This window comes from Pantoea agglomerans, assembly GCF_021397715.1.
GTDB classification, from domain to species: Bacteria; Pseudomonadota; Gammaproteobacteria; order Enterobacterales; family Enterobacteriaceae; genus Pantoea; species Pantoea astica.
The window spans coordinates 494557-516884 of record NZ_CP090208.1 but is presented as its reverse complement, the minus strand read 5'-3'; the positions used below and the strand labels follow the sequence as shown (position 1 = coordinate 516884).

Sequence of the window (22328 nt, the reverse complement as noted above, 5' to 3'; positions counted from 1 at the left end):
TTAGCGCACCTCGTTTGAAAGTTGGAGTTGTTGCCAGCCGGGATAGCGGCGCGGCGAGCTGCTGATCGCCTGTGAAGCGACCTCAATTCCCCAGCGCAGCGCCGTCGACGCCGCGTGACGGTAGAGCAACGCCGCCAGAAATCCGGCATTGAAGCTGTCTCCGGCACCGATGGTATCGACCACCGTCACCGGTTGTGCCGCCACGTGCAGCGTCTGAGTGGCAGACCACAGTCGCGCGCCGTCTGCGCCGCTTTTCACTACACAGCCACCGCGTCCACTGAGCCGGGATGCCAGTTGCGCCGCGCTCTGTTCCAGTGAGTTATCGTTGGCCAGGCCGCGCGTTTCGACCTCGTTTAGCAACAGCCAGTCGCAATCGGCTAACCAGCGATGAACCTGGTGGCGAAGATCGTCGCTCCAGCCTGCGGGCGGCCAGCCAGTATCGACCGCTACCGTAAATCCACGTTGCTGTAACGCCGCCAGCAGCCTCGGATAGGCCTGATAGAGTTCCAGACAGAGAAAGGTTCCGCACAGCAGCACAATATCGCCCGGTGTGGCCTGTGCGGGCAGCTGTTTCAGCACATCCTCAGCCGTCATTTGCGTGATGTGTCCAAAATTGCTGATAAATGAGCGCTCGTTGTCAGGATGCGTCACGCCCACCGTCAGCGAGGTTTCGCAGGCATAACGCGGCCAGTGCGCCGCACTATGCGGAAAGTGACCGGCGAGCCACTGACTGAATCCATCATTGCCCTGGTTGGCGATGGCACGGTGCGGCACCTGCATCGCTTCCAGCGCCAGCGCACAGTTACCGGCGGAACCACCCGGACGCAGCTCGCTGTGTTGTAGCATCACTTCGGTACCGCGCTGTGGCCAGTCGCTGAGCGTGCCCATGATCAAATCCACATTAATATTGCCCACTACGTAAAGCGTGGATGAAGTCGTGTTTAGCATCGTTATCCCTTACTTCCGCCGCTGGCCAGACCGCTAACCAGCGTCTTCTGCAGCCAGATGGCGATAAACAGTGGCGGCACCGAGGCCAGAATGCCGATCGCGGCGATCAGCCCGTCATCGGTGGCCCGTCCGGCGGTAAAGCCAGCAATGGCGACCGGCAGCGTCTGGGCCGCAATATTGCTGGTAAACAGCAGCGCATAGAAAAATTCATCCCACGCCAGCAGCCAGCCAAACAGTGCAGCCGCGCCCAGCACCGGCTTTGCCAGCGGCAGGGTTATACGCAGCAGCACCTGCCAGAAACGCAGACCATCAAGGCGCGCAGCCTGTTCAATGTCACGCGGCAGCGAATCAAACTGGTTCTTCAGCATCCAGGTCAGGAACGGCAGGATCAGCGAGCAGTAGACGATCACCAGGCCTGGCCGGGTATTGAGTAGATCCAATTGCTGCAGCAGGAAGTAGAGCGGCAGCACAAAGGCGACCGGCGGCACCATGTATATCGCCAGTGCGCCAAACAGCCAGCCGTCGCGACCCGCGTAACGTGAGAAGCTGAAGGCCGCCGGAATCGCCAGCAGCAGCGAGATGGCTGTCGCCACACTGGCGACCAGCAGACTGTTACCCAGCGCGTGCAGAAAGATGTTGCCCGGCTGGTCAGGGGCCAGCGAAACCAATCCGTGATAGCGGCTGAAATCCCACTGCCGTGGCAGCCACTCCAGCGGAACGCGCGACAGATCGCTGGCCGAACTGACACTCATCAGGAACAGCCAGCCCATAGGGGCCAGGATGCTGATCGCCACCAGCAGCGCCGCAGCATAGCGCAACACCCGCCGCAGTTTAGTTTTCATAAGCAGAGCTCCGGCGGCGCTGACGCCATAACATCAGCAGATAAAGGGTGATCAGCAGGGCGCACATCAACGTCATCAGCATGGCATAGGCCGCACCGCTGCCGGCTCGCAGATAGCTGAAAGATTCCTGATAGACGAAAAAGCTCAGGGTCTTAGTGCTGTCCACCGGTCCGCCACGCGTCATCACGTAGATAATGTCGAAGATCTTAAAGGCATCAATGGTGCGCAGGACCAGCGCGACGCCAAGCGGGGCGACAATTGCCGGAAAGGTGATGGCCCGAAAGCGTCGCCAGGCGGAAGCGCCATCCAGCCTGGCCGCTTCAAACAGATCCTCAGGGATCGATTGCAATGCAGCCAGCACCAGTAGCGTTACCAGCGGATAGTTTTTCCAGATATCTGCGAACATCACCGCATTGAGCGCGGCATCCGGTGAGCCCAGCCAGCTGCGGTAACCGTCAATAATCCCGAGCTGGGTGAGCAAGGCATTAATGCTGCCGTAGTCCGGGTTAAAGTTAAGCCGCCACATCATGGCGTTGACGATGGTCGGCAGCGCCCACGGCAGGATCACCAGCACCCGCAGGATATTGCGACCCGCAAACTTCTGGTTAAGCAGCAGCGCCACCAGCACACCAATGATCCCCTCCAGGGTGACGGAGACCACGGTGAAGTAGAGCGTACGGCCAATCGACGCCCGAAAATCGGGATCGCTCAGCGCATAGGCGTAATTTTCCAGTCCGATCCAGCCTGGCGTTTCACCGCTGCCAATCAGCGCAGCATCGGTGAAACTGAGCCAGATGGTGCGCAGTAAAGGCCAGGCGGTAAGCAACAGCATCACCAGCAGCATGGGTGCCAGCAGCACCCATGCCTGACGCTGTTCGCGTTGACGCAAACTCAGCATCATGACTCCTTAACGCAGGCGCGCAGCGCTTTTATCCACCGCCGCCATTGCATCCTGGGCCGTGGTTTTACCCAGTAACACCTGCTGCAACTGCTGCTGAAGCTGGTTTGACAGACGGGAGTAGTCAGCGGTTTCCGGACGTGACAGCATCACGTTGAGTGACTTATCAGCCGCCGCGATCAGACTCTCCTGATCTTTTTGCACCGCCGGGTCCTGATAAGAGGATTTCCAGATCGGCAGGCTGAGCCGGGCATACTGATTCTGTACCGGCTGTGAAGTCATGTACTGAATGTACTGCCACGCCTGCTCCGGATGGGTGCTGCCTTTAGCGATACCCAGCCCCATTGATCCGTTGACGCCGCCCGCCTGGCCCGGTGCATCACCTGGCGCAGGCATGATGCCGACGTCGCCCGCCACCTTACTCTGCTTCGGATCGTTCGCCATGTTGTACATGTAGGTCCAGTTCAGCGCGAACGCTGCATCGCCGTTGGAGAAGGATTTACGGACATCTTCTTCCAGATATTCGCGTGAGGCCGGATTACTCAGCCCGTCATCGAGCGAACTTTTCATCAGGTTTAGCGCTTTAAGCGACGCCGGGCTGGAAAAGTTGAGCTTGCCGTTTTGATAGAACTGCCCGCCAAAGCCCGATACCAGCGTGGTGTAATCACACACCAGCGCTTCAGCCTGCGACCAGCTCCAGACCAGCGGATAGTTGACGATCTTTTTCTGCTTAATGATTTTTGCGTCATCCAGCACCTGCTGCCAGGTTTGTGGCGGGGTGGTGATGCCCGCTTTGCTCAGCATCGCCTTGTTGTAGTAGAGATATTTGGTATCCAGAATCCACGGCATCCCCAGGGTTTTGCCTTTATAGATCACCGTGTTCATCGCGCCAGGAAAGACCTTATCCTTTTCTTCCGGAGTAATTCGGGCACTCACATCCTGCAGCAGATCGAAACGGGTAAATTCAGCGGGCCAGATGGCATCGAACAGCACCACGTCATAGCCGTTGCCGCCGGCACCACGCGCCGCAACAATTTTGTCGTGCAGCGCTTCATACGGCACGAACTCCAGATTAACGCTGACGTCCGGATGCTGCTTTTGGAAATTTTGCGTCATGGCGCGAATATCATTTTCGCTGTAGGCCGCCTGCGTCATAAACAGGGCATTGATCTGGCTGGCCGCAACGGCACTGCCGGCGCTGAGCATCAGCAGGGCGGCAACGCCCGCTTTGAGTTGAGGATTAAAACGCTGTGACATGATCTTCTCCACTTTGCAGCAACAGGATGTCGATTAATTAAATCAATTTGATTGATTTAATCGGGGGCGTAATCTGGCGCAGTAAATGCACTGACCTGAAAAGGAATAAGCAAACGGCGTGCCACAAACGATGGACCAGATGAAACAATGCCGTAACAACGCTGAAACTCAGACTGCGCTTTTACACCATAACTGCCTATCCTGTTGGCATGAATTTGTGTGCAGGATCAAAGATATTATTTGCCCGCACCGCGTCAGGGACTAATACTGTCGGTCCCGCTGAAATGGAAAACAACATGAAAACCTCGGGCACTAACCTTGAACATGCGCGGGCGCACAATCGACGCGTGGTCATTGAAGCCATTCGTCTGCATGGCGAGCTGACACGCGCTGAACTGGCGCGCATGACAGCGCTGACGCCGCAGACGGTCTCCAATATCGTGGCGGAACTGGAGCAGGCAGAACTGCTGACCAGCCGCCAGCCGCGCCGCAGCGGGCGCGGTCAGCCCTCGATTCCGGTGACGCTGAATCCCACCAGCGCCTGGTCGATTGGCATTCATCTCGATCATCAGACGCTGCTGCTGGTGCTGGTCGATCTTAGCGGTGAAGTGCACCTGCGCCGCCTCATCATGGTGCAAAAGCCCCAGCCCGCTGCCACCCTGGCGCGCATTGCTGGCGTGCTGGATGAGATGCGCACCTTTCTCGGCGCGCAGTGGCAAAAGGTGCTGGGTATTGGCGTGGTGATGCCGGGGCCGTTTGGCGTTGAAGGTATTTCTTCGGTAGGTCCGACAACGCTGAACGGCTGGGAACAGGTTGATATTGAAGCCGAACTCAGAACCCTCAGCGGGTTGCCGGTTACGCTGGAGAACGATGCCACGGTCGCCGCCATCGGCGAGCGCTTTCACGGTGTGGCACGCCAGCTCAGCTCCTTTATCTATCTCTACATCGGCACCGGTCTGGGCGCGGGAATCTTCACCGACGGTCATATCTATACCGGGCACGCTCACAACGCCGGGGAAATAGGGCACATCGTAGTCGAACCGGGTGGGCGCGACTGCTACTGCGGCAATCAGGGCTGCCTTGAGCGTTACGTCTCGCTACAGGCCGCCTACGAATTTTGCGGGCTGGACCCGATGCGCGCGCTACCAGAGGATCTGTTGCAGATCGAACCCGCGCGTTTTACCGCATGGATTGACAGCGTGCTGGTTCCGCTGCGGCAGGCGATCAATATTCTGGAGTCGGTTTTTGATGCTGAGGCGGTGATTATTGGCGGGATGATGCCTGCGCCGTTACTGGAGCAGATGGTGCAGCGTTTGCCGCCGCTTTATCAGTCGGTGCGCGGACGCTATCTGAATGCGATGCGCCTGAAAACCGGCATGACCGGCAGTGATACCGCTGCGCTGGGCGCGGCCGCCTTACCGATCTTTGATGAGTTTAATCCCCAGTTTCAGGTGCTGATGAAGCAGGCGTGAACCGGGCGCTGCCTGAGAGCAGCGCCCGACAGATTAGCCCGGATAGATACCGCGATCTTTACGCGCCATCAGAATACGCTCACAGGCCACAATATAAGCCGCGGTGCGCAGTGAACAATCTTTCTCTTTGGCTTTCTCCCAGACGTGGACCATCGCTTCCGTCATGATCTTGTCAGAGCGACGGTTAATTTCATCTTCGCTCCAGAAGAAACTCGCCATGTCCTGTACCCACTCAAAGTAGCTGACCGTGACGCCGCCGGCGTTACAGACCACATCCGGTACCACGATGATGCCGCGCGTCGCGAGCATGTCGTCAGCGTCGGGATAGGTGGGACCGTTGGCGCCTTCCAGCACGATTTTGCAGCTCAGGACTTCCGCTCGTTCACGGGTAATCTGACCTTCCAGCGCCGCCGGGATCAGAATGTCCATCTCTGTGGTCCAGAACGCCTCTTTCTCAATCGCCTGCGCGCCGGGGAAGCCAGCAATCTGCTTGTGAGCAATCTGCCATTCCGTCAGGGCGGCCATGTCGATGCCATCGGTGTTGAGCAGCGTGGCGGTGTGATCCTGAATCAGCACAACCCGTGCGCCAGCCTCATCAAACAGGCGGGCCGCTTCGCTACCCACGTTACCAAAACCCTGAACCGCAACGCGTGCGCCTTCAATCTCAATACCGGCACGGCGTGCCACTTCGCGTCCGGTGATAAACACCCCGCGGCCGGTGGCTTTTTCACGACCCAGTGAGCCGCCGAGGTGAATCGGCTTGCCGGTGACAACGCCGGTAATCGTTGTGCCGTGGTTCATGGAGTAGGTATCCATCATCCACGCCATGACTTTGCTGTTGGTGCCGACGTCTGGCGCAGGAATATCTTTTTGCGGCCCGATGATGATGCCGATCTCGCTGGTATAACGGCGAGTCAGTCGCTCAAGTTCACCGTCGGACAGTTTGAAAGGATCAACGCGGATGCCGCCCTTGGCACCACCGTAGGGCAGGTTAACTGCGGCACACTTGATGGTCATCCAGGCGGAGAGCGCCATCACTTCGTTGAGATCAACATCCGGATGATAGCGAATGCCGCCTTTGCCCGGACCGCGTGAAAGGTTGTGCTGAACGCGATAGCCTTCGAAATGGCGGATTGAGCCATCGTCCATTTGCAGAGGGATATCAACAATTAATGCACGTTTTGGATGACGCAAAGTATCTATCCAACGTGAAAGATCGCCTAAATAGGGCGCAACCCGGTCGATTTGTTGTAAGTAGGTGGACCAGGCAGATGTACTGCTTTCAGACGCATAAGATAACTTATCCATAAAAAACCTTTCTTAATGAAGTTATTTATTGTGTGGAGCCGGGAAAGTAGAGCGCGTTGTAGCGCGCCGACATAATCTAACACTCCTGAAACAAATAAGATGTGGAGCCACCCTCGTACAGGGAGGCAGTTGCGCCATTTTGGGGCAAAATCAGTGAATAATTATCCGAAAAACAGCAGCGCTATAGGCGAATAATCATGCGCGGTGAGCGCATAGTGGCTGCATAAATCAGCAAATATCACCATTTTTCAGATCTTTGAAGGCCTTCAAAAAGTTAAATAATTGATCCAGTCGATATTGACTTTGCTGCACCAATTAAGTGCATGAGAATAAGTAATCAAAGGATTACATTAAGTAATGGGTCAGGTCAGGATAGCGAAGCATTATCAGGTAATTAGCGCTTACCGGTCGCTGTGGGGAAAATAACGGAGAAATGAAAGGGGAGATATCGCGAGCCAGCCGTGCAGCTGGCCCGATAAAATTACTGCTGCAGTGCCTGTTCAGCTTCCTGCAGTTCCTGACGTGCTTCTGCCAGTTTCTGCTGACGCTTTTCGATTTTACTGGCGCTACGGCCTTCCGCCTGCGCTTTTGCCAGTTCCTGTTCGCGCTCCTGAACTTTAGCCTTTTTCTCTGCCACTTTTTCCTGCCGTTGTTGCAACAGTCCGCTGTCAGAACAGTTCGCATTCACTTCACTCAGCGCTTTTTCGAGACCGGCAATCTGGTGCGTATTGCTGTGCTGGCGAGCATAAGAGAGCTGAGTTTCAATCTCCTGCTTCTTCGCGGCACAACCGGTGAGAGAGCTGTCGGCATGAGCCGCAGTAAAAGTGAAAGGCAACAGGGAGAAGCTAAGGGCAAGCAACGTTTTTTTCATAATCGTCTCGTCAATGAGTCTGTGTGGTTGCGTCAGTATACGCAGCCAGCTTAAGAGATTCTTAACCGAAAAAAATATCTGCCAGAGACGGGAAGAGAAAAGGAGGAAAGAAAGGAGAAGGCTGCCTGCAGTCAGGCAGCAGAAGAGGTTTTCGCCTGCATCATATAGTGCAGGTTACGGTCCGGGCCGCTCAGCATCACCGGATTGCCCGCCTGGCGCTGCTGTTCAAAATAGTCCTGCATCGTCTGGCTGATGCCCGCGCCACACCACATGATGTGATGCTGATGCAGATCGGTTTTCATCGCCGGCTGGCCGGTAACATGCGAGGCAATATCGACGTCGAAGCCCATCGCGGAAAGCCGGATCGCTTCAATCCAGATTTCGGTTTCGTCGCGTACGCTCACCGCTTCCAGAAACAGCGGAATGGACTCTTCACTGCGCGAGGAAGCGCGCATGACTTTATCCGCCTGATGCTGCACCGTTTGCTGAAAACGATCCAGCCGACGTCCGGCACCCTGTCGACGGTCGGCGCGCAGCCAGTCGCTGAGTGGACGTAACAGGTTATAGATAAAATCATCACCGCTGTAGTCGCTGGACATCTGATGCATCTGACGCGATAGCGACAGCGGTGTACCAAATTCAAGCTGCCACAACATATCGCCTTTACGCGCAGCCCAGCCCGAAGTCATGATCGCGGATGCGCTATCCTGACCCTGTTTAATTTCCTGCAGCGTGGCGCCGGTTGCGGTTAACGCGACCAGACTGCGCACTTCGTTTAACTGTGCGTCGCTCCAGTGCTTCAGCGGGTGCTGCGGCGATAATAAGCCCTGTTTCATCCAGCGTTTCAGGTTCGCCGGATGGGTACCCGTAATCGCACAGATGGTTTCAGTAGTATGAGAATGCATATCGTGCCCTCTGCTGAGGGAAAGGCCGCCGGACTTGACCGGGGATGAACAACCACTATGAACCTCATAAAGGCAAATTGATAGGGGTTGAACTGAGACAAAACAGCCTGCTACGCGCCTGACGCTGCGCTTATTCGCCCTGAAAAGCGGGTTATTCTTAGGCTGTTCAGGTGGTTAAATGATCAGGTATCCCCGCGGGAAAAGCCTGTGTATTTACTCAGTAAAGTTTTCTCAGACTACAACAGCTTATGTAAACAGCGAAAACCCCCGTTTTTAAGAGCATGCTGAGCTCTCTTTCCCTTTCATCCCCCGGCTAAAACGCTAAAATAGTCGGTTCAAATGACCAGGAGAAAGACTGCCAAATGCGTTATCGTTTTACACTTGCCGTTGCGACGGCTGCCGTTGTGTTGACCGGTTGTGCCAGACATGGCGCTACTGATGCTGCCACCGATTTTGCTGCTGGCCCTACGCAGATTGATGTCTCACACATCAAGACCCGCGCAGATGATGGCTCTAATGTCTTTTTAACCGTTGATGGCAAAGATGCGGGTGAGTTGCCTGATGGTCAGAGCAAATTGCTGCATGTTCCGGCAGGAAAGCATCAGGTGGGCGGTTATGTTCCGACTCTGTTCGGGCTCGGGCGCGTCACTATTGCTCCGATAGAGGTGACAACGTCACCTGAGGACGTCAAAAAAGTGGCCTATACCGTCACGCGTAATAAGGCGAGCTTTGTAGAACATCCGGACGAGCAGGGTTAACAGCGAATCGGGAGCGCAGCGGAAAGCCAGGCTTTCCGCTGGGTGAATCTGCATACAGGCTGTTTACAGGCCGAGCTCGCTGAGCGAAGGATGATCATCAGGACGGCGACCCTGAGGCCAGTGAAACAGTCTTTGCTCCTCAGGGATCGCCAGATCGTTAATGCTGGCGTGGCGCTGCATCATCAAACCGTTGTCGTCAAACGCCCAGTTCTCATTGCCATAGGAGCGAAACCACTGGTGATGGGCATCGTGCCATTCATAGGCAAAACGGACGGCAATCCGGTTGCCATCAAAACTCCACAGCTCCTTAATCAACCGGTATTGCTGCTCGCGTAGCCACTTCTGCTGCAGAAAAGCGACAATTTCCCTGCGGCCGGTAATGAAAAGATCGCGATTACGCCATTGGCTGTCGGCGGTATAAGCCAGTGAGACCCGTTCAGCATCACGACTGTTCCAGGCATCTTCTGCCAGACGCACTTTTTCAATAGCCTGTTGCGCCACGCTAAACGGCGGCAAAGGCGGACGTGCATTTTCCATCTTTATCTCCCCGCGCTTGCAATCAGGCTGAGCCGCAGCATTGACCCGTCAATCAGAGTTCGATGGCATGGATCTGGCTGACCGCGCGCGCCGCTTCTTTGCCTTTCTTCACGAAGTGCTCAGTGTAGAAATCGATAAATTCCGGCGCTGGCTGGAAGTTGTGCGGCGTCAGCGACACGGAGAAAATCGGCACATTGGTGGCCAGCTGAGCCTGCATCAGACCGCTGACTACCGCCTGTGCAACGAAGTCGTGGCGATAGATACCGCCATCGACCACCAGTGCGGCACAGACTACGGCATCGAATTTTCCGGTCTGCGCAAGACGTTGCGCCAGCAGCGGCATTTCAAAAGCGCCGGGAACATCCCATGTTTTGATCTCATACGGCGTCCCGCGACTCTCCAGTTCCTGCTCAAATCCGGACAGGGCCTGGGAAACGATTTCGCTATGCCAGTTAGCTTTGATAAAGGCGACTTTCAACGGCTGCATGACTTACTCCAGTTAAGATGACATCCGGGGAAAATGGGCCAGGTCAACATCCTGCGCCACCGGATTAATAGTTTTAGCCCGGAAAGCCACGCTTTCCACCCTGTCGGCGAGCCTCTGATGGCCCGCGGGTTGGCACGGTCAGATACCCAGCGGCGGACAAATCAGGTTGTCCTGCTGCCCCATAGCCGGGGCGCTGGGCAGCGTCGAAGGCGGATTCGAGCGCTACGATGATACTGTAATGTAAACAGACCCCGTCCGTCTTTAACGATCTTGCTTTATTTAACAGCGCTTAAGGGTGAAATTGCAGGTTCTTTTCCGTTAGCGAGCCTGTCGCTGCCCTTTTTTGCTGGCCGGTAACCTTGCGGTGAGTGCGATCGATAATCCTTCAGCTCGCGGTGTCTTCAGGCCGTTACGGCATGCCACTCAATTGCCCGTTTAAGTCATCGATTCCTTTTAACCAATCGGTTAAATAAAATACTGGATATTTGAACAGGTGTTTGTATAATAATTCTACTGCCCGCTGGGTATTGGTAGAGTTAGTGAGGGGTCAACCCATGATGATTTCGACTGAAAGCCTCAAATCACTGGAACAATCGGTCACAATGAGCAGCCGTGAACTGGCGCAGATGACCGGCATCACGCATGGAGAAGTTAAGCGGTTAATTAAAAGCCTGGAGACCGCCCAGCGCCTGTCGCAGCCGATCATTGTTAATGACTATGAGCGGGAAGGGGAAGTGCGTCAGGAGTACCGGCTGAACAAACGTGACTCATTGCTGGCCGTGGCACGCCTGTCGCCGGGTTTTACCGCTGAAGTGCTGGACCGCTGGCAGGATCGCGAGAAAACCACACATCTGCCTGACTTTACCAATCCGGCAGAAGCCGCTCGTGCCTGGGCTGAGCAGTTCGAGCAGCGTCAGGCCGCTGAACAGCAGCTGGCGCTTTCCGCCCCCAAGGCGGCCTTCTTCGATAACTTCATCGAAGTCGAGGATTCGCTGGGTTTTCGCCAATTGTGCAAGATGCTGAAAGTGAAAGAACCTGAATTTCGCCAGTTCCTGCTGGAACGCAATATCATGTATCGCGCCAAAGGAACACTGACGCCGCAGCATTACCATCTGCAGGCCGGTTATTTCACGCTGCACTCCGGCGTGGGCGAAAATCAGCATGCCTTTTCCCAGGCACGTTTCACGGCTAAAGGCGTGAAGTGGGTTGCCAGCCTGTGGGCAGGCCACGTCTCTGCCCAGCCAAAAGGTGCCGCAGCCTGATGGGTTTTACCGCCGAAAGCGTGTCATAAACACAGTGCGTTTGTTCCTGACACAACATAGAAAAAGGCCGCATCACTGCGGCCTTTTCGATTTTAATGGATGCTGATTACCAGCCTTTTATGGCATCGCCTTTATAAACTTCCTCCGCTTTCGCAGCGACTTCAGGTGACTGCAGCGCTGACTTCAGCTTCTGAATTTTATCGCTGTCTTTATTATCTTCGCGCGAAACCAGCGCGTTGACATAAGGTGAGGCGGCACTCTCCATAAATAATCCATCGCGGTGTGCTGATAATCCAGCCTGAGCCGAGAAGTTGGTATTAATGATCGACAGGGTAACGTTAGGATCATCCAGCGTCCGGGTCAGTTGTGGCGTATCGACTTCAACCAGCTTCAGATGTTTTGGATTCTCAACAATATCGAGTGAGGTCGGTAAATAACCCACACCCTCTTTAAGTTTAATCAGGCCCTGGGCCTGCAGCAATAACAGGCTACGTCCCAAAGTCGTTGCTTCATTAGAGATAGTGATAGTGGCACCATCCTGCAGCTCGTTGATGTTTTTGATTTTGTGCGAGTAAGCGGCAATCGGGAAGACAAAGGTCTTACCGACCACGGCAAATTTGTAACCGCGCTCTTTAGATTGATCTTCAAGATAAGGCAGACTCTGGAAGGCGTTTGCATCCACCTCTTTATTATTCAGCGCCTCATTGGGTAAGACGTAATCGTTGAAGTTAAGCACTTCCACATCCAGCTGATATTTATCTTTTGCGACCTGTTTTACCACCTGCCAGATGGCTTCATCCGGCCCGGTATTAATCGCTACTTTAACTTTGTTGTCGTCATCTTTTGAGCAGGCGGATAATAATAAAACAGAACTGGCAAGTAACGCCGTAAACAGACCTTTCATTATCAGAAATCCCTCAGGTAGTAGATGGCTTCAAAGATAATACAGAATCGCCAGGTTGCGTACTGACTGAGGGATATAACTTATAACTATAAAACATCCTGTTGCTCATAAATTAAACAACTCAGGCGGGTTATTTATTACGCGCCGAATGACCACCTTCAATGGCGGCAATAAAGCCCCTTCCGATCAAGGCAGAAAGTCGGCGACCCGCCTTATCAGAATGGATAAGCAGATCACCATTTTTATTCTATGCTTAGAGCGCAAAGCAGGCGTCAGACGCCTGGATTTCACTGATTAAATACCGGGATTAACCATGTCAAAACAGGATACCCGCAGCGCTTCAGAGGTCACCGCCGTCGAAGTGATGCGCAGCAGTCAGGCCTGGAACGGCGAAAGGATTGAATGCTATCCGGCCGGACAGCCGGAGCTTACCGTAATGCGTCTCTCTCTGCCGGCCAATACCTCATTACCCTGGCATACACACCCGATGCCCAATGCGGCATTTGTTCTTTCCGGCACCCTGATTGTTGAAGATAAACAGAGCGGCGAACAACAAACTTTTCATGCCGGACAGGCGTTGAATGAAACGGTTAACAGTGCGCATCGGGGCTTTACCCTCGACCAGCCGGCTGAACTGGTAATTACCTATGCCGGTGTAAAAGGGCAGGAACTGACTGAGCCGCTGCCCGGCGAGCCGGAAGAGTTTTAGCCAAGAGCAGGGCACCTGGCCATCTTCACCTGATGTAAATCTCAGGCCGACGTGCTCTGTTTTGATAAGGATCAGTAAAACCGCTGCCCGGCCAGATTAGGTTTGATGGTTCTCATTCTCCTCTCCACCGAATCAGATTTCATCTACAGCAAAAAGGATTAATTTCATGGATAAGAACGTTGCTCTTTTGCTTGCGCCTGGCTTTGAAGAAGCCGAAGCCATCGTCACTCTGGACATTCTTTCACGGCTGGGCGTTCACGTTGTAACGCTGGCCTGCCAGTCCACCAGAGAGGTCACCAGCTATCACAACCTGAAGGTGCTGGCGGATGATCTGCTGGAAAACAATCGGGAGAGGCTGTTTGATGCGGTGATTATTCCTGGCGGGCCGGATGGCAGTAAAAACCTCGCGGCAAATGAGGCGGTAATCGCGTTTATTCGCCGTCACGATCAGGAAGGTCGTCTGATTTGCCCGATCTGTTCTGCGGCAGCACGCGTACTGGCGCCACAGGGTCTGCTTAAAGGTCGCCACTTTGTCAGCTCCGGAACGTCGTACCAGGATGTCACCGATGGTCGCTATGTCGATGCGCCAGTAGTTAAAGATGGCAACCTGGTCAGCGGGCAGGATCTGGGTGCCGTTTTTGATTTTGCCTTCGCGATTGCTTATCTGCTGACCGGGGAGGGCGATAACGTCCGGGAACAGGCTGAGCATATCAGCCACACCCTGAAAGTCGATTTCACCACGCTTTAGGATTGATATCCTGTCAGCCGTTACGCTGACGGGATGTTACCGCAACGGCAGGACGCAGCCTTATCGGGATTGAGGTTAACCACCAAAACCGGCCTGCCGCAGCACCGATTTCGCCAGTGGCGAAGCTAAAAACACCGCCAGCGCCTCTGCCTGAGGCGTGATGACCGCACAAACATATTCTGCTGGCGGGTTAAAAACCGCCGGAATCTCCAGCACCGTCAGCCCGGCAATCTGGCTAAGAGCGCTCCGATAGCTGGCATAGCCAATAAACAGATCCGCCTTACCCTCCCGAATGAGCCATTCTGCCGCCAGCCTGCCGTGTGGAACAGGCGGAGTATCACGGCCGCCAACCAGGGCCATCGCCCGCTGGCGAACCACTTCCCCGGCGTCACCCATCAGGGTGAACAGCCGCTGCGTGTAGTCACCTGAAGGATCGGCGCCCGGCGTAGAGGTAGCTATCCGGAGATTTCTGCGGGTGAGCAGGGTGAGCCAGTCGTCTCCCGGGTGCAGCAGATCGCTGCGAACGGTCAGACAGAGCGTATTGCTGGCAAACGGGACGATCGACAGCGCGCGTCCCTGATCCAGCAACGACGCGGGATGAGCCCTATTGGCCGATGCAAACAGATCGCAGGGTTCACCGGCTTCAATGCGCTCACGTAACAGTCCGGCCGGACCGAACAGGGTATCAACGGGTTGGGGAAAGTGCGCCATCAGCGCGGGCCAGACGCTTTTCAGACTGCCCGCCGCCAGTACGCGCATCAGTCGCTTCCCTGCCATGAGGTACGGTAAAAGCGCTGATACCAGTCGTTAGCCCGCTTGCGCATGTCGATATCCTGGAACTTCTCCGGATAGAGTTTTTTCGCCATCCACAGTTCGCCAATGCCCATTGCTTCCGGCATCGGGTAACCCCAGGCCTTGGCATAATCCGGCATCAGATAGACCCGATGATTTTTAACCGCATCGATGGTCTGCCACTGTGGCGAATGGTTGATTTCATCGATCACGGAGGGATAACGATCCTGCACAAAAATCACCTGCGGATTCCAGGCAATAACCTGTTCCATCGACACCGATTTAAATCCCTGCACGGTCGCCGCCGCCACGTTAACCGCACCAGCGTGCGCCATCATCAGGCCGGTATATTTACCGGAACCGTAGGTGGTCAGTTGCGGGTTTGCCATATAGGCACGAATACGTTTCTCAGCCGGAATATCCTTCAGGCGATCGCTGACGATTTTACGACCCTTGTAGATGACCGGTGATTCAGCTATCAGCGTACAGCTCTGCCGTGAAACTCATCGCACGCACAGGGTTATCCTCCGCGATATAGTCGCCGATGGCTTCCATATCCTGTTCTGCCAGAGGTGAAATACCCAGTTTCATTACGCCTTACCGCCTTCAGCCTGACGTCGGTATTTCTGTGACAGGCGACCAAACACCTCTTCTGCACTTTTGCTTTCGCCGCTGTTTATACCTGCACTGACCGCTTTTTGCAGTGATTCAAGTTTCATCTGCTGCTCCCGTTCTTCCAGTGCCCTGAGTCCCGCACGGATCACCTCACTGGTGTTGTTATATCGTCCGCTTTCTATCTGTTCACGGATGAACGCTTCGAAGTAAGGACTGAGCGCTACGCTGGTTGGCATGGTCATATCTCCATCAGGATTACTATCAGTTATTAACTGTTAGTATACTGCTCCATCTATTATCCGCAGTATCTGGTATCTTTTCCAGGCGATGCTCTGCCTGGGGGCCTTAGCAAAGCGGCGGTTGCAGTCCAGGATGGAGCTGTCCAGCCAGACATTGGCTTTCTCGATACAGCTGATGTCCTCGAGTCGCATCTCTTTGATTAATCGGTCCTGGAGCGTCAGGTTAGTCGCAAAAGCTTAGTGTCTTTATGCCAAAAAAAGGGACATTTCTAAATGGCTAAAAAGTGACATTACTAAATTGGTCTAACACATTAGGTGCGCATAATCTATCTTATGTTAAATAAGCCCAGTCAAACGCATTGCCAGCAGGTTGCCAGTCTCACGCGCCCAGTCCCTGCTGCCCGTCCCACTACTGTCCGGCTAAGTCAGAGCGGTCACCGCGCGTCGTTGGATGGGAAATGACGATAAATTCTACTGCGCTATCGAATTCGTTTCGCGCCTGATGCTTAGCTTCAGGTGGAATTTCAATTCCCTGCCTCGCAGCAATCTGATGCTTCTCGCCATTGAGTTCCATGGTCAGCACGCCGTCGAGCACGAAGAAAAACTGGCGTGAAATCGAGTGAAAATGGCGTTTCTCCTGGCTATCAGGCGGCATTCTTTCGTGAATGATTAACATATCCTGGCGCTTCAGCAGATACCATCCGTCACAGGCATCTCCCCATTGATAGTGCTCAGCATTCTCTTTAGAAATCATTGCGTCCCCGAAATCTGATAATAAACCTCTCATTATCTGCTCCGCGCGGCAGCCCGCACTGGCTGATCAATACCGCAGAATATCAGCAGAAAAAAATCCCGCAACCGCCACTGACGTTAACGGGATTTTTTATCGTACCGTTACTCTTTGGCTATTGGCGTTGCGTTTTCATCGATTTTTGTCTCGCCCTGGATAGTCTTGATCCGCTGCTCAACCGCATTCACCTGCTCACTGCTGTGCAGCAAGGTATAAGTCAGATCAAAAGCCGTGCTGGCACCGGGCTGCAGTTGCTTAACGCGCTTTTGCTCACGTTCAATGGTGACCGGATAAGCATAACTGGTGCCGGGTTCGATTCCTGTTACATAGCCCTGTTTCAGGGTATCGGTATTTTTCCACAGCGACAGCACCGGCAACTGACGGGTATCGAACTGGATCGAGGCACCAAGGTTACCGGCTTTATTCACCACCGCCGCGACTGACTGATGCTGATCATCAGCAAGTGGTTTGACATTAAACACCATCTCATCAAAACCTTTGGTTGGCCCCTGATAGGTTTGCCAGGTTTTCAGACCAGCTTTGGCATAATCGTTGAACGGGCTGATGCCTGACATGGGAGCAATAAAACGCGCACCCTCTTCCAGAATCGGCGTACCAAAGTTGCTGTGATAAATGATCTGATAATCGTGCGGATAATCTGCATGGTTAGTTAACACATCGTGCAGGCTGAAACTGTTGCTGCCTGGTACGTAGCGCAGTTCAGTCAGGGTCTGCAGATCCGCTTTTTTAAAGGTGCTCTCTTTGATTAAACCGCGGATGCGAATCTCATGCGGTGCTGCGTCAGCCACTTCCACTTCCAGCTGAGAAACCGGGGTATTACCGGCTTTACCATGCAGCGTATAAATTTTACCGTCGGCGGTCACCGGATGGCCGGTCCATTCATAGCCGCAGCGCACCATCATCTCATTGAAACCTTCCAGCCAGCCCAGTCCGTTGCGGCTCTCCAGATTAATAAATGCCGGGTTGACCACCTCTTTAACTGGCGAATCCCAGCCCATACGGCTGCCAAACCCTTCAACACGCAATAAATTCATGCCACGGGTCGGGCTCAGCGTAATAGTCAGGCCATCCTGACTTTTGATAACCAGAATTTTACTGCCTTCCTGCTTACCGCCGTGCAACACCTGCTGTTCAATGCTGAACGGCTTACCTGACAGTTTCAGCTCACTGCTGGAAATTTGCCAGTTGCCTTTATCCATGCCCTGTTCAGCACTCGTCAGCACCCAGGTTTTTGCGGTTGCAGAACCCGAAACCAGCAGAGCCAGTACCGTTAACGCCAGTTTTATCTTCATTATTTATCCCTTTTGCTGAATCGTTTTTTCATGATTTAAGGGAAATCTACGGGCTGCGCGTTAACAGAAACGTGACCTGTCTCACCTGCTGAAAAAAGCTCATCAGAATGACGCATTAATGCGTGCTCAGTCACACAAAGATGAACGCGCTAACAGTTATTGCAGCCATTTGCGTGAAGAAAACAGTAAAAGCATTACACGATTCAGCCTGTAATCGGCTGGCAGCCGGATCATTCAGGATGGTTAATATCCACTCAGCCTGTTCAGGCGGTTTGATTTCCGGCCGGTTAAAAATAAAAAAATAATGAAACTCACCCGCAACTTTTTCAGCTGGCCAGCGAACCTGTTAATAAGGTCATCAGGCGACACCGCCTGCCTGTTAACGGAGAGAGAGCTATGCCGATGAAAACCACCCTGAAAACCCTGGCTATTGCCACCCTGATGGCGCTCAGCGTCCCGGTCAGTTCCGCCCTGGCTGCCCTGCAGGTCGGTGAAAAAGCGCCTGACTTTAAGCTGGAAGCCGCGCTGGCTGGTAAAGCGACCACCTTCTCGTTGCAACAGGCGTTGCAGAAAGGACCCGTGGTGCTCTACTTCTTCCCCGCCGCGTTTAGCGCCGGCTGTACGCTGGAAGCCCACGACTTTGCCGAAGCAACTGATGAATTTAAAAAACAGGGCGCGACCGTCATTGGCGTGACCGCGGGCAACACCGATCAGATTGCAAAATTCTCGCAGCTGGAATGCCGGGATAAATTCACCGTGGCGGCCGATCCTGGCGCAAAAGTGGCGGCCGAATATAACAGCACCATGGAGATGAAAGGCCAGAAACTCTCTGACCGTACCTCTTACGTTATTGCGCCGGACGGCAAAATTCTGCTCAGCTATACCGACAAAAATCCTGATGCCCATATCCAGAAAGCGATGGATGCGGTTAAAAAATATCGTCAGGCCAATCCGGCTTAATCTCACTTTCCGAGTAGGTTCATCATGCTGACAGCCATTGCAGCCGCCTTTCTGGACGGCATTATTCTCAACTTAATGCCCTGCGTTTTTCCGGTGATCTCACTGAAAGCGCTGAGCCTGATTCGCCATCACGACCAGCCCGCCCATGCGCGCAGTGAAGGGCTGGCCTTCCTGCTCGGCGTCGTGGTGACGATGGTCGCACTGAGCGCGGTGCTGCTGCTGGCGCGTGCCGGAGGGGCTTCAGTGGGTTGGGGATTCCAGTTGCAGTCACCGGTGGTGATCGCACTGCTGATTCTGGTGATGCTCGGTTCTGCACTGAATCTGCTCGGGCTGTTTGAGGTGGGACTGTCAGTGCAACGGGTTGGCGGCGTAGGCAGTGACCGTGGCGGTCTGCTGGGATCGGCGCTGACCGGTGCGCTGGCCATTATTGTCGCCACACCGTGCAGCGCGCCCTTTATGGCCAGCGCCGTTGGCTATGCGCTGACTCAGCCGCCCATGGTCAGCCTGGTGATTTTTATCTCTCTGGCGCTGGGTTTTGCTGCGCCCTTTACCCTGATCTCCTTTTTCCCGCTGCTGGCGCGCATTTTACCGGCACCCGGTGCCTGGATGATCACCCTTAAACAGGGTCTGGCCTTCCCGATGCTCGGTGCGGTGGGCTGGTTGATCTGGGTGCTGGAGCGTCAGGCGGGTTCAGCGGCGCTGGCCGCTATTCTCATCTGCTGCCTGTTACTCAGTTTTGCGGCCTGGCTGTATGGCATGGCGCAGAAACGCCGTATGATGGGTCAGCGTCACCGGGCGCTGCACCTCGCCACCGCCTTTTTCGTGGCATTAGTGGTTCCGCCGTTACTGAATCTGAACAGTTTTGCCGCAGCACCACAAAGCGAAGAGGCTTCACAGGCCGCCGCCGCGGTCGCCTGGTCACCACAGAATGTTGATGCGATTAAAGGCCTGGGTAAGCCGATTCTGGTGAACTTTACCGCCTCATGGTGTATTACCTGTCAGGTTAACGATCGCACCTCACTGTCAACTCAGGCGGTCAAAGCGGCGATGGCGCGCACCAGCACCATTTACATGGTGGCGGACTCAACCAAATACAATCCGGATGTGGAACAGGCACTTAGCGATTTTGGCCGCGGCGGACTGCCGCTCTATGTCGTCTATCCGGCCAATGGCGGCAAACCGGTGGTATTACCGCAGGTTCTGACGCCGCGGATCGTAATTTCAGCGCTGGATCAGGCAACGGAGAACGGCAAGAAATCGTGAATCCCATAATGAATCAACACGCTGGCAGCGTGCCAGGCGGTTAACCCGCTGATAATGAATGCCAGAGACTGACAACCGCGCGCAGTTATGGCCACAGCTGATGGCCCGCGCGCAGGAAGGCGATAAATACGCCTATAACCAGTTGCTGAAAGCGATGGTTCCGGCCATCCGGGCTTTAGCGTGCAAAAAAATCAGTGATGCTGCGCTGGTCGAGGATGTGATCCAGGAGACTTTGCTGGCGATTCATCGGGTACGGCATACCTACGATCCGCGGCGTCCCATCCTGCCCTGGGTCGCCGCGATTACCTCTGCAAGAGCGATAGATGCCCTGCGTCAGCGGGGACGTCGGCAGGAAGTACAGGATGAGGATGCGCTGAATCATCAGCCAGCTGAAAGTGCCGAGAGCGCCCCTGAAGCAGATGAACTCACTGGTTACTTAGGCAATCTGCCGCTGCGTCAGCGTGAAATTGTCGAATCGGTTCATTTGCGTGAACAGAGTCTGGCGCAGGCTGCGGCGGAAACAAATCAGTCGGTGTCAGCGGTGAAATCGCTGCTGCATCGCGCAATGCTTAACCTACGAAAATATGGAAACAATCATGAGAAATCATGACCCCTTGATTGATCGGTTGACCGAATCCGTCAAGCCGGTGCAGCGCGTCTGGCCAACGCCCTGGCGCGTTGCCGGCTGGATTGCCGCGGCCCTGCCCTGCGGCGCGCTCAGCAGTTGGGCGTTTCATACCCGGCTGACCGACTGGTCACAGCCTGGCGCGGCGGTCGCCCTGAGTGCTCTGCTACTCGCGTTTGTCATTGCTGGCAGCAGCGTTGCGGCGGCCTTTACTCTGAGTATTGCGGGTAGAAAACCGGTCAGCCTGTATCGGTTATGGCTGCTGGCGGGCCTGTGGCTGACGCTGAATCTGTTCAATCTCTCTTCTTCAGTGCCGCCAGCGAGCGCAGGTCGCCTGGGTGAAGGAATACACTGCTATCTGTTTATGCTCTCTGCCAGCCTGCCGATGATGCTGTTATCGGTGATTGCCTTACAGCGTACACGCTCTTTGCATCCCGCAAAAAGCCTCGCGCTGGCGGGTTGCGGCAGCGCGTTCAGCTCTTCGATGCTGCTGTCACTCTGCCATGATACCCATCTGCACCTGATCGATTTTTCGATGCATCTGGCTGCTGGTATCACCATTATCGCCATCACGGTAGTGGCGGGACGGCGCTGGGTGCAGTTAGCGCAGGCCTGATGCACCATCGCAGCCTCAAGCTCAGTCAATTGACCGTCGGGATGGTGGATAATTGTTTCATAATGGTTCTTCGCCGGAATTACGATTTATTGCATAGGATCTTCAAAGCCCTTAAACATTGCCAATCCTCATCCCTTGCGCCAGTCATTCTATCCATTTTGGGGTAGCCAATAGGACCCCACCAAAATTCTGTCATTAAAGAAGCTAAGCCGAGCAAGGTTAAGTACGCCCTATTGAATTTTAGCTTTCAACTTATCCAGGGAGAGAGTATCGTATAGCAATAGCCACATAACCTATATGGTTATAATGTTTTATTACAATAAACAGAGGGCTTATAATGGACATTAGCACCTTGCTTCTGGATTTTAGAATAACCTCACACGGTAATCTCGGATGCGATCTGTGTTTTCGCAATTCCGGCATCAAAGATTCTTCTCTTTCTACTACCCTTAATGTCATTGAACGCATGTATAGGATGGGTTTACGCCGCTTAGGTTTTACTGGTGGTGAACCGACGTCCAGAGAAGACTTAATTACTTTGATAGAATACGCAACACAGTTAGGTTTTATGACCTATCTTTCCACTGTCGGACATCACTTCATAATGGACTATGAGCGATTGAACCCCATTAATTAATAGAATTAAGCGAATAGAAAAATACAAACATAGAATCAATTTGTATAATAAAGACGCCATCGATTTCATGAATGAAATCGACGAGTGCATGCCGAAAAATCAATGTTTTGCATTGATCCTCCTTACTTTGATAAAGGCTCTTTACTCTATACAATTTTTTATAACTCGAAAGATCATGAAAAAGTATCTGAAGCTATTTTTAAGCTTAAGCACCCTTGGCTTTTAACTTATGATAATGCACCAGAAATTAATGAACCATACAACAATTGCGCACGCTACACACACCCTTTGAATTACTCTGCCGCAACGAAACGAGTTGGAACAGAGTTGCTTGTAACTAAAGGTGGCATATTTATTCCAGATCATTTAGGAATCACAAGAATTTCAAAAAATGAAAAAACAACGACCATTAATTAAGTTTGAGTATAAAAATCACATACTAACATCCAATGAGATACTTGCTATCTCTAAGGAAATTAAAGTGTTTTTCACTTCCTTTCTAAGCAAGCCGGCAGAATTCCAGATGTCCTTACCTACAATCGATTAACGTGCACTTGGGTTTCACTGAGCCT

Annotated in this window: 24 protein-coding genes and 2 pseudogenes; 10 read left to right on the top strand and 16 right to left on the bottom strand. The window is 53.7% G+C overall.

Annotated elements, in window-relative coordinates:
• The 4 genes from LZU96_RS22235 to LZU96_RS22220 are packed head-to-tail and all read right to left on the bottom strand — an operon-like array spanning position 1 to position 3945.
• Complete coding sequence (locus tag LZU96_RS22235) at positions 1-948, bottom strand: carbohydrate kinase family protein (protein ID WP_233988753.1); 948 nt, start codon at positions 946-948, stop codon at positions 1-3.
• Positions 949-950: 2 nt separating this feature from the next.
• Positions 951-1790 carry a carbohydrate ABC transporter permease gene (locus LZU96_RS22230; protein ID WP_233988752.1) on the bottom strand — a complete coding sequence of 280 codons (840 nt, stop codon included), beginning with the start codon at positions 1788-1790 and terminating at the stop codon, positions 951-953.
• Positions 1780-2688, bottom strand: a complete 909-nt coding sequence (locus LZU96_RS22225; RefSeq protein WP_233988806.1) for a carbohydrate ABC transporter permease — start codon at positions 2686-2688, stop codon at positions 1780-1782. Before LZU96_RS22225 ends, LZU96_RS22230 begins: the two co-directional genes overlap by 11 nt.
• Positions 2689-2697: 9 nt before the next feature.
• Positions 2698-3945 (bottom strand): extracellular solute-binding protein, encoded by a 1248-nt coding sequence (locus LZU96_RS22220; RefSeq protein ID WP_233988751.1) that lies wholly within the window; start codon positions 3943-3945, stop codon positions 2698-2700.
• Positions 3946-4241: 296 nt separating this feature from the next.
• Between LZU96_RS22220 and LZU96_RS22215 the strand changes: the two genes are divergently transcribed.
• Positions 4242-5417 (top strand): ROK family transcriptional regulator, encoded by a 1176-nt coding sequence (locus LZU96_RS22215; RefSeq protein ID WP_233988750.1) that lies wholly within the window; start codon positions 4242-4244, stop codon positions 5415-5417.
• Positions 5418-5450: 33 nt separating this feature from the next.
• Here LZU96_RS22215 and LZU96_RS22210 read toward each other — a convergent pair whose 3' ends face one another.
• The 3 genes from LZU96_RS22210 to LZU96_RS22200 all read right to left on the bottom strand — a co-directional run bounded on the left by LZU96_RS22210 (position 5451) and on the right by LZU96_RS22200 (position 8501).
• Positions 5451-6725: a Glu/Leu/Phe/Val family dehydrogenase gene (locus tag LZU96_RS22210; RefSeq protein WP_233988749.1), complete on the bottom strand. Its 1275-nt coding sequence runs from the start codon at positions 6723-6725 to the stop codon at positions 5451-5453.
• A gap of 481 nt (positions 6726-7206) precedes the next feature.
• Positions 7207-7596, bottom strand: coding sequence for a DUF1090 domain-containing protein (locus LZU96_RS22205; protein WP_233988748.1), 390 nt, complete (start codon positions 7594-7596; stop codon positions 7207-7209).
• 131 nt (positions 7597-7727) lie between these two features.
• On the bottom strand, positions 7728-8501 hold the full coding sequence (locus LZU96_RS22200) for a MerR family transcriptional regulator (protein WP_233988747.1): 774 nt from the start codon (positions 8499-8501) through the stop codon (positions 7728-7730).
• Positions 8502-8863: 362 nt separating this feature from the next.
• Here LZU96_RS22200 and LZU96_RS22195 point away from each other — a divergent pair, with 362 nt between their 5' ends.
• The gene (locus tag LZU96_RS22195; protein WP_233988746.1) at positions 8864-9259 is read left to right on the top strand and encodes a hypothetical protein; all 396 of its coding nucleotides are present in this window, start codon (positions 8864-8866) and stop codon (positions 9257-9259) included.
• Between the two features lie 63 nt (positions 9260-9322).
• Here the strand turns inward: LZU96_RS22195 and LZU96_RS22190 are convergent, their stop codons facing one another.
• Positions 9323-9796, bottom strand: a complete 474-nt coding sequence (locus LZU96_RS22190; RefSeq protein WP_233988745.1) for a DUF1348 family protein — start codon at positions 9794-9796, stop codon at positions 9323-9325.
• Between the two features lie 52 nt (positions 9797-9848).
• Positions 9849-10283 carry a 6,7-dimethyl-8-ribityllumazine synthase gene (locus LZU96_RS22185; RefSeq protein ID WP_233988744.1) on the bottom strand — a complete coding sequence of 145 codons (435 nt, stop codon included), beginning with the start codon at positions 10281-10283 and terminating at the stop codon, positions 9849-9851.
• Between the two features lie 554 nt (positions 10284-10837).
• Between LZU96_RS22185 and LZU96_RS22180 the strand changes: the two genes are divergently transcribed.
• The gene (locus tag LZU96_RS22180) at positions 10838-11545 is read left to right on the top strand and encodes a phage antirepressor KilAC domain-containing protein (RefSeq protein WP_233988743.1); all 708 of its coding nucleotides are present in this window, start codon (positions 10838-10840) and stop codon (positions 11543-11545) included.
• 106 nt (positions 11546-11651) lie between these two features.
• Here LZU96_RS22180 and LZU96_RS22175 read toward each other — a convergent pair whose 3' ends face one another.
• Positions 11652-12449, bottom strand: a complete 798-nt coding sequence (locus LZU96_RS22175; protein WP_233988742.1) for a MetQ/NlpA family ABC transporter substrate-binding protein — start codon at positions 12447-12449, stop codon at positions 11652-11654.
• Between the two features lie 313 nt (positions 12450-12762).
• Between LZU96_RS22175 and LZU96_RS22170 the strand changes: the two genes are divergently transcribed.
• Positions 12763-13158, top strand: coding sequence for a cupin domain-containing protein (locus LZU96_RS22170; RefSeq protein WP_233988741.1), 396 nt, complete (start codon positions 12763-12765; stop codon positions 13156-13158).
• Positions 13159-13324: 166 nt separating this feature from the next.
• Positions 13325-13906, top strand: coding sequence for a DJ-1/PfpI family protein (locus tag LZU96_RS22165; protein ID WP_233988740.1), 582 nt, complete (start codon positions 13325-13327; stop codon positions 13904-13906).
• 75 nt (positions 13907-13981) lie between these two features.
• On the opposite strand, the gene LZU96_RS22160 is transcribed toward LZU96_RS22165, so the two are convergent.
• The 6 genes and pseudogenes from LZU96_RS22160 to LZU96_RS22135 form a co-directional block, all read right to left on the bottom strand.
• Complete coding sequence (locus LZU96_RS22160; RefSeq protein WP_233988739.1) at positions 13982-14665, bottom strand: molybdate ABC transporter substrate-binding protein; 684 nt, start codon at positions 14663-14665, stop codon at positions 13982-13984.
• Positions 14665-15153 (bottom strand): annotated as a pseudogene (locus tag LZU96_RS22155) (ABC transporter substrate-binding protein); the annotation flags it as partial. The gene LZU96_RS22160 and the pseudogene LZU96_RS22155, both read right to left, overlap by 1 nt.
• A gap of 28 nt (positions 15154-15181) precedes the next feature.
• Positions 15182-15289: pseudogene (locus LZU96_RS22150) on the bottom strand (type II toxin-antitoxin system RelE/ParE family toxin); the annotation flags it as partial.
• A complete protein-coding gene (locus LZU96_RS22145) occupies positions 15289-15549 on the bottom strand; it encodes a type II toxin-antitoxin system ParD family antitoxin (protein ID WP_233988737.1) in 261 nt (86 codons plus the stop codon). The pseudogene LZU96_RS22150 and the gene LZU96_RS22145, both read right to left, overlap by 1 nt.
• A gap of 412 nt (positions 15550-15961) precedes the next feature.
• Positions 15962-16306, bottom strand: coding sequence for a cupin domain-containing protein (locus LZU96_RS22140; protein WP_233988805.1), 345 nt, complete (start codon positions 16304-16306; stop codon positions 15962-15964).
• 140 nt (positions 16307-16446) lie between these two features.
• Positions 16447-17655: an aldose 1-epimerase family protein gene (locus LZU96_RS22135; RefSeq protein WP_233988736.1), complete on the bottom strand. Its 1209-nt coding sequence runs from the start codon at positions 17653-17655 to the stop codon at positions 16447-16449.
• Positions 17656-18051: 396 nt separating this feature from the next.
• On the opposite strand from LZU96_RS22135, the gene LZU96_RS22130 reads away from it, so the two are divergent.
• The 5 genes from LZU96_RS22130 to LZU96_RS22110 all read left to right on the top strand — a co-directional run bounded on the left by LZU96_RS22130 (position 18052) and on the right by LZU96_RS22110 (position 22173).
• A complete protein-coding gene (locus LZU96_RS22130; RefSeq protein ID WP_233988735.1) occupies positions 18052-18615 on the top strand; it encodes a peroxiredoxin in 564 nt (187 codons plus the stop codon).
• Positions 18616-18639: 24 nt separating this feature from the next.
• Positions 18640-19878: a protein-disulfide reductase DsbD family protein gene (locus LZU96_RS22125; RefSeq protein ID WP_233988734.1), complete on the top strand. Its 1239-nt coding sequence runs from the start codon at positions 18640-18642 to the stop codon at positions 19876-19878.
• Positions 19879-19936: 58 nt separating this feature from the next.
• Positions 19937-20488 carry a sigma-70 family RNA polymerase sigma factor gene (locus tag LZU96_RS22120; RefSeq protein WP_233988733.1) on the top strand — a complete coding sequence of 184 codons (552 nt, stop codon included), beginning with the start codon at positions 19937-19939 and terminating at the stop codon, positions 20486-20488.
• A complete protein-coding gene (locus tag LZU96_RS22115; RefSeq protein ID WP_233988732.1) occupies positions 20475-21119 on the top strand; it encodes a DUF1109 domain-containing protein in 645 nt (214 codons plus the stop codon). Before LZU96_RS22120 ends, LZU96_RS22115 begins: the two co-directional genes overlap by 14 nt.
• 721 nt (positions 21120-21840) lie before the next feature.
• On the top strand, positions 21841-22173 hold the full coding sequence (locus tag LZU96_RS22110; protein WP_233988731.1) for a hypothetical protein: 333 nt from the start codon (positions 21841-21843) through the stop codon (positions 22171-22173).
• Positions 22174-22328 lie beyond the last annotated feature (155 nt).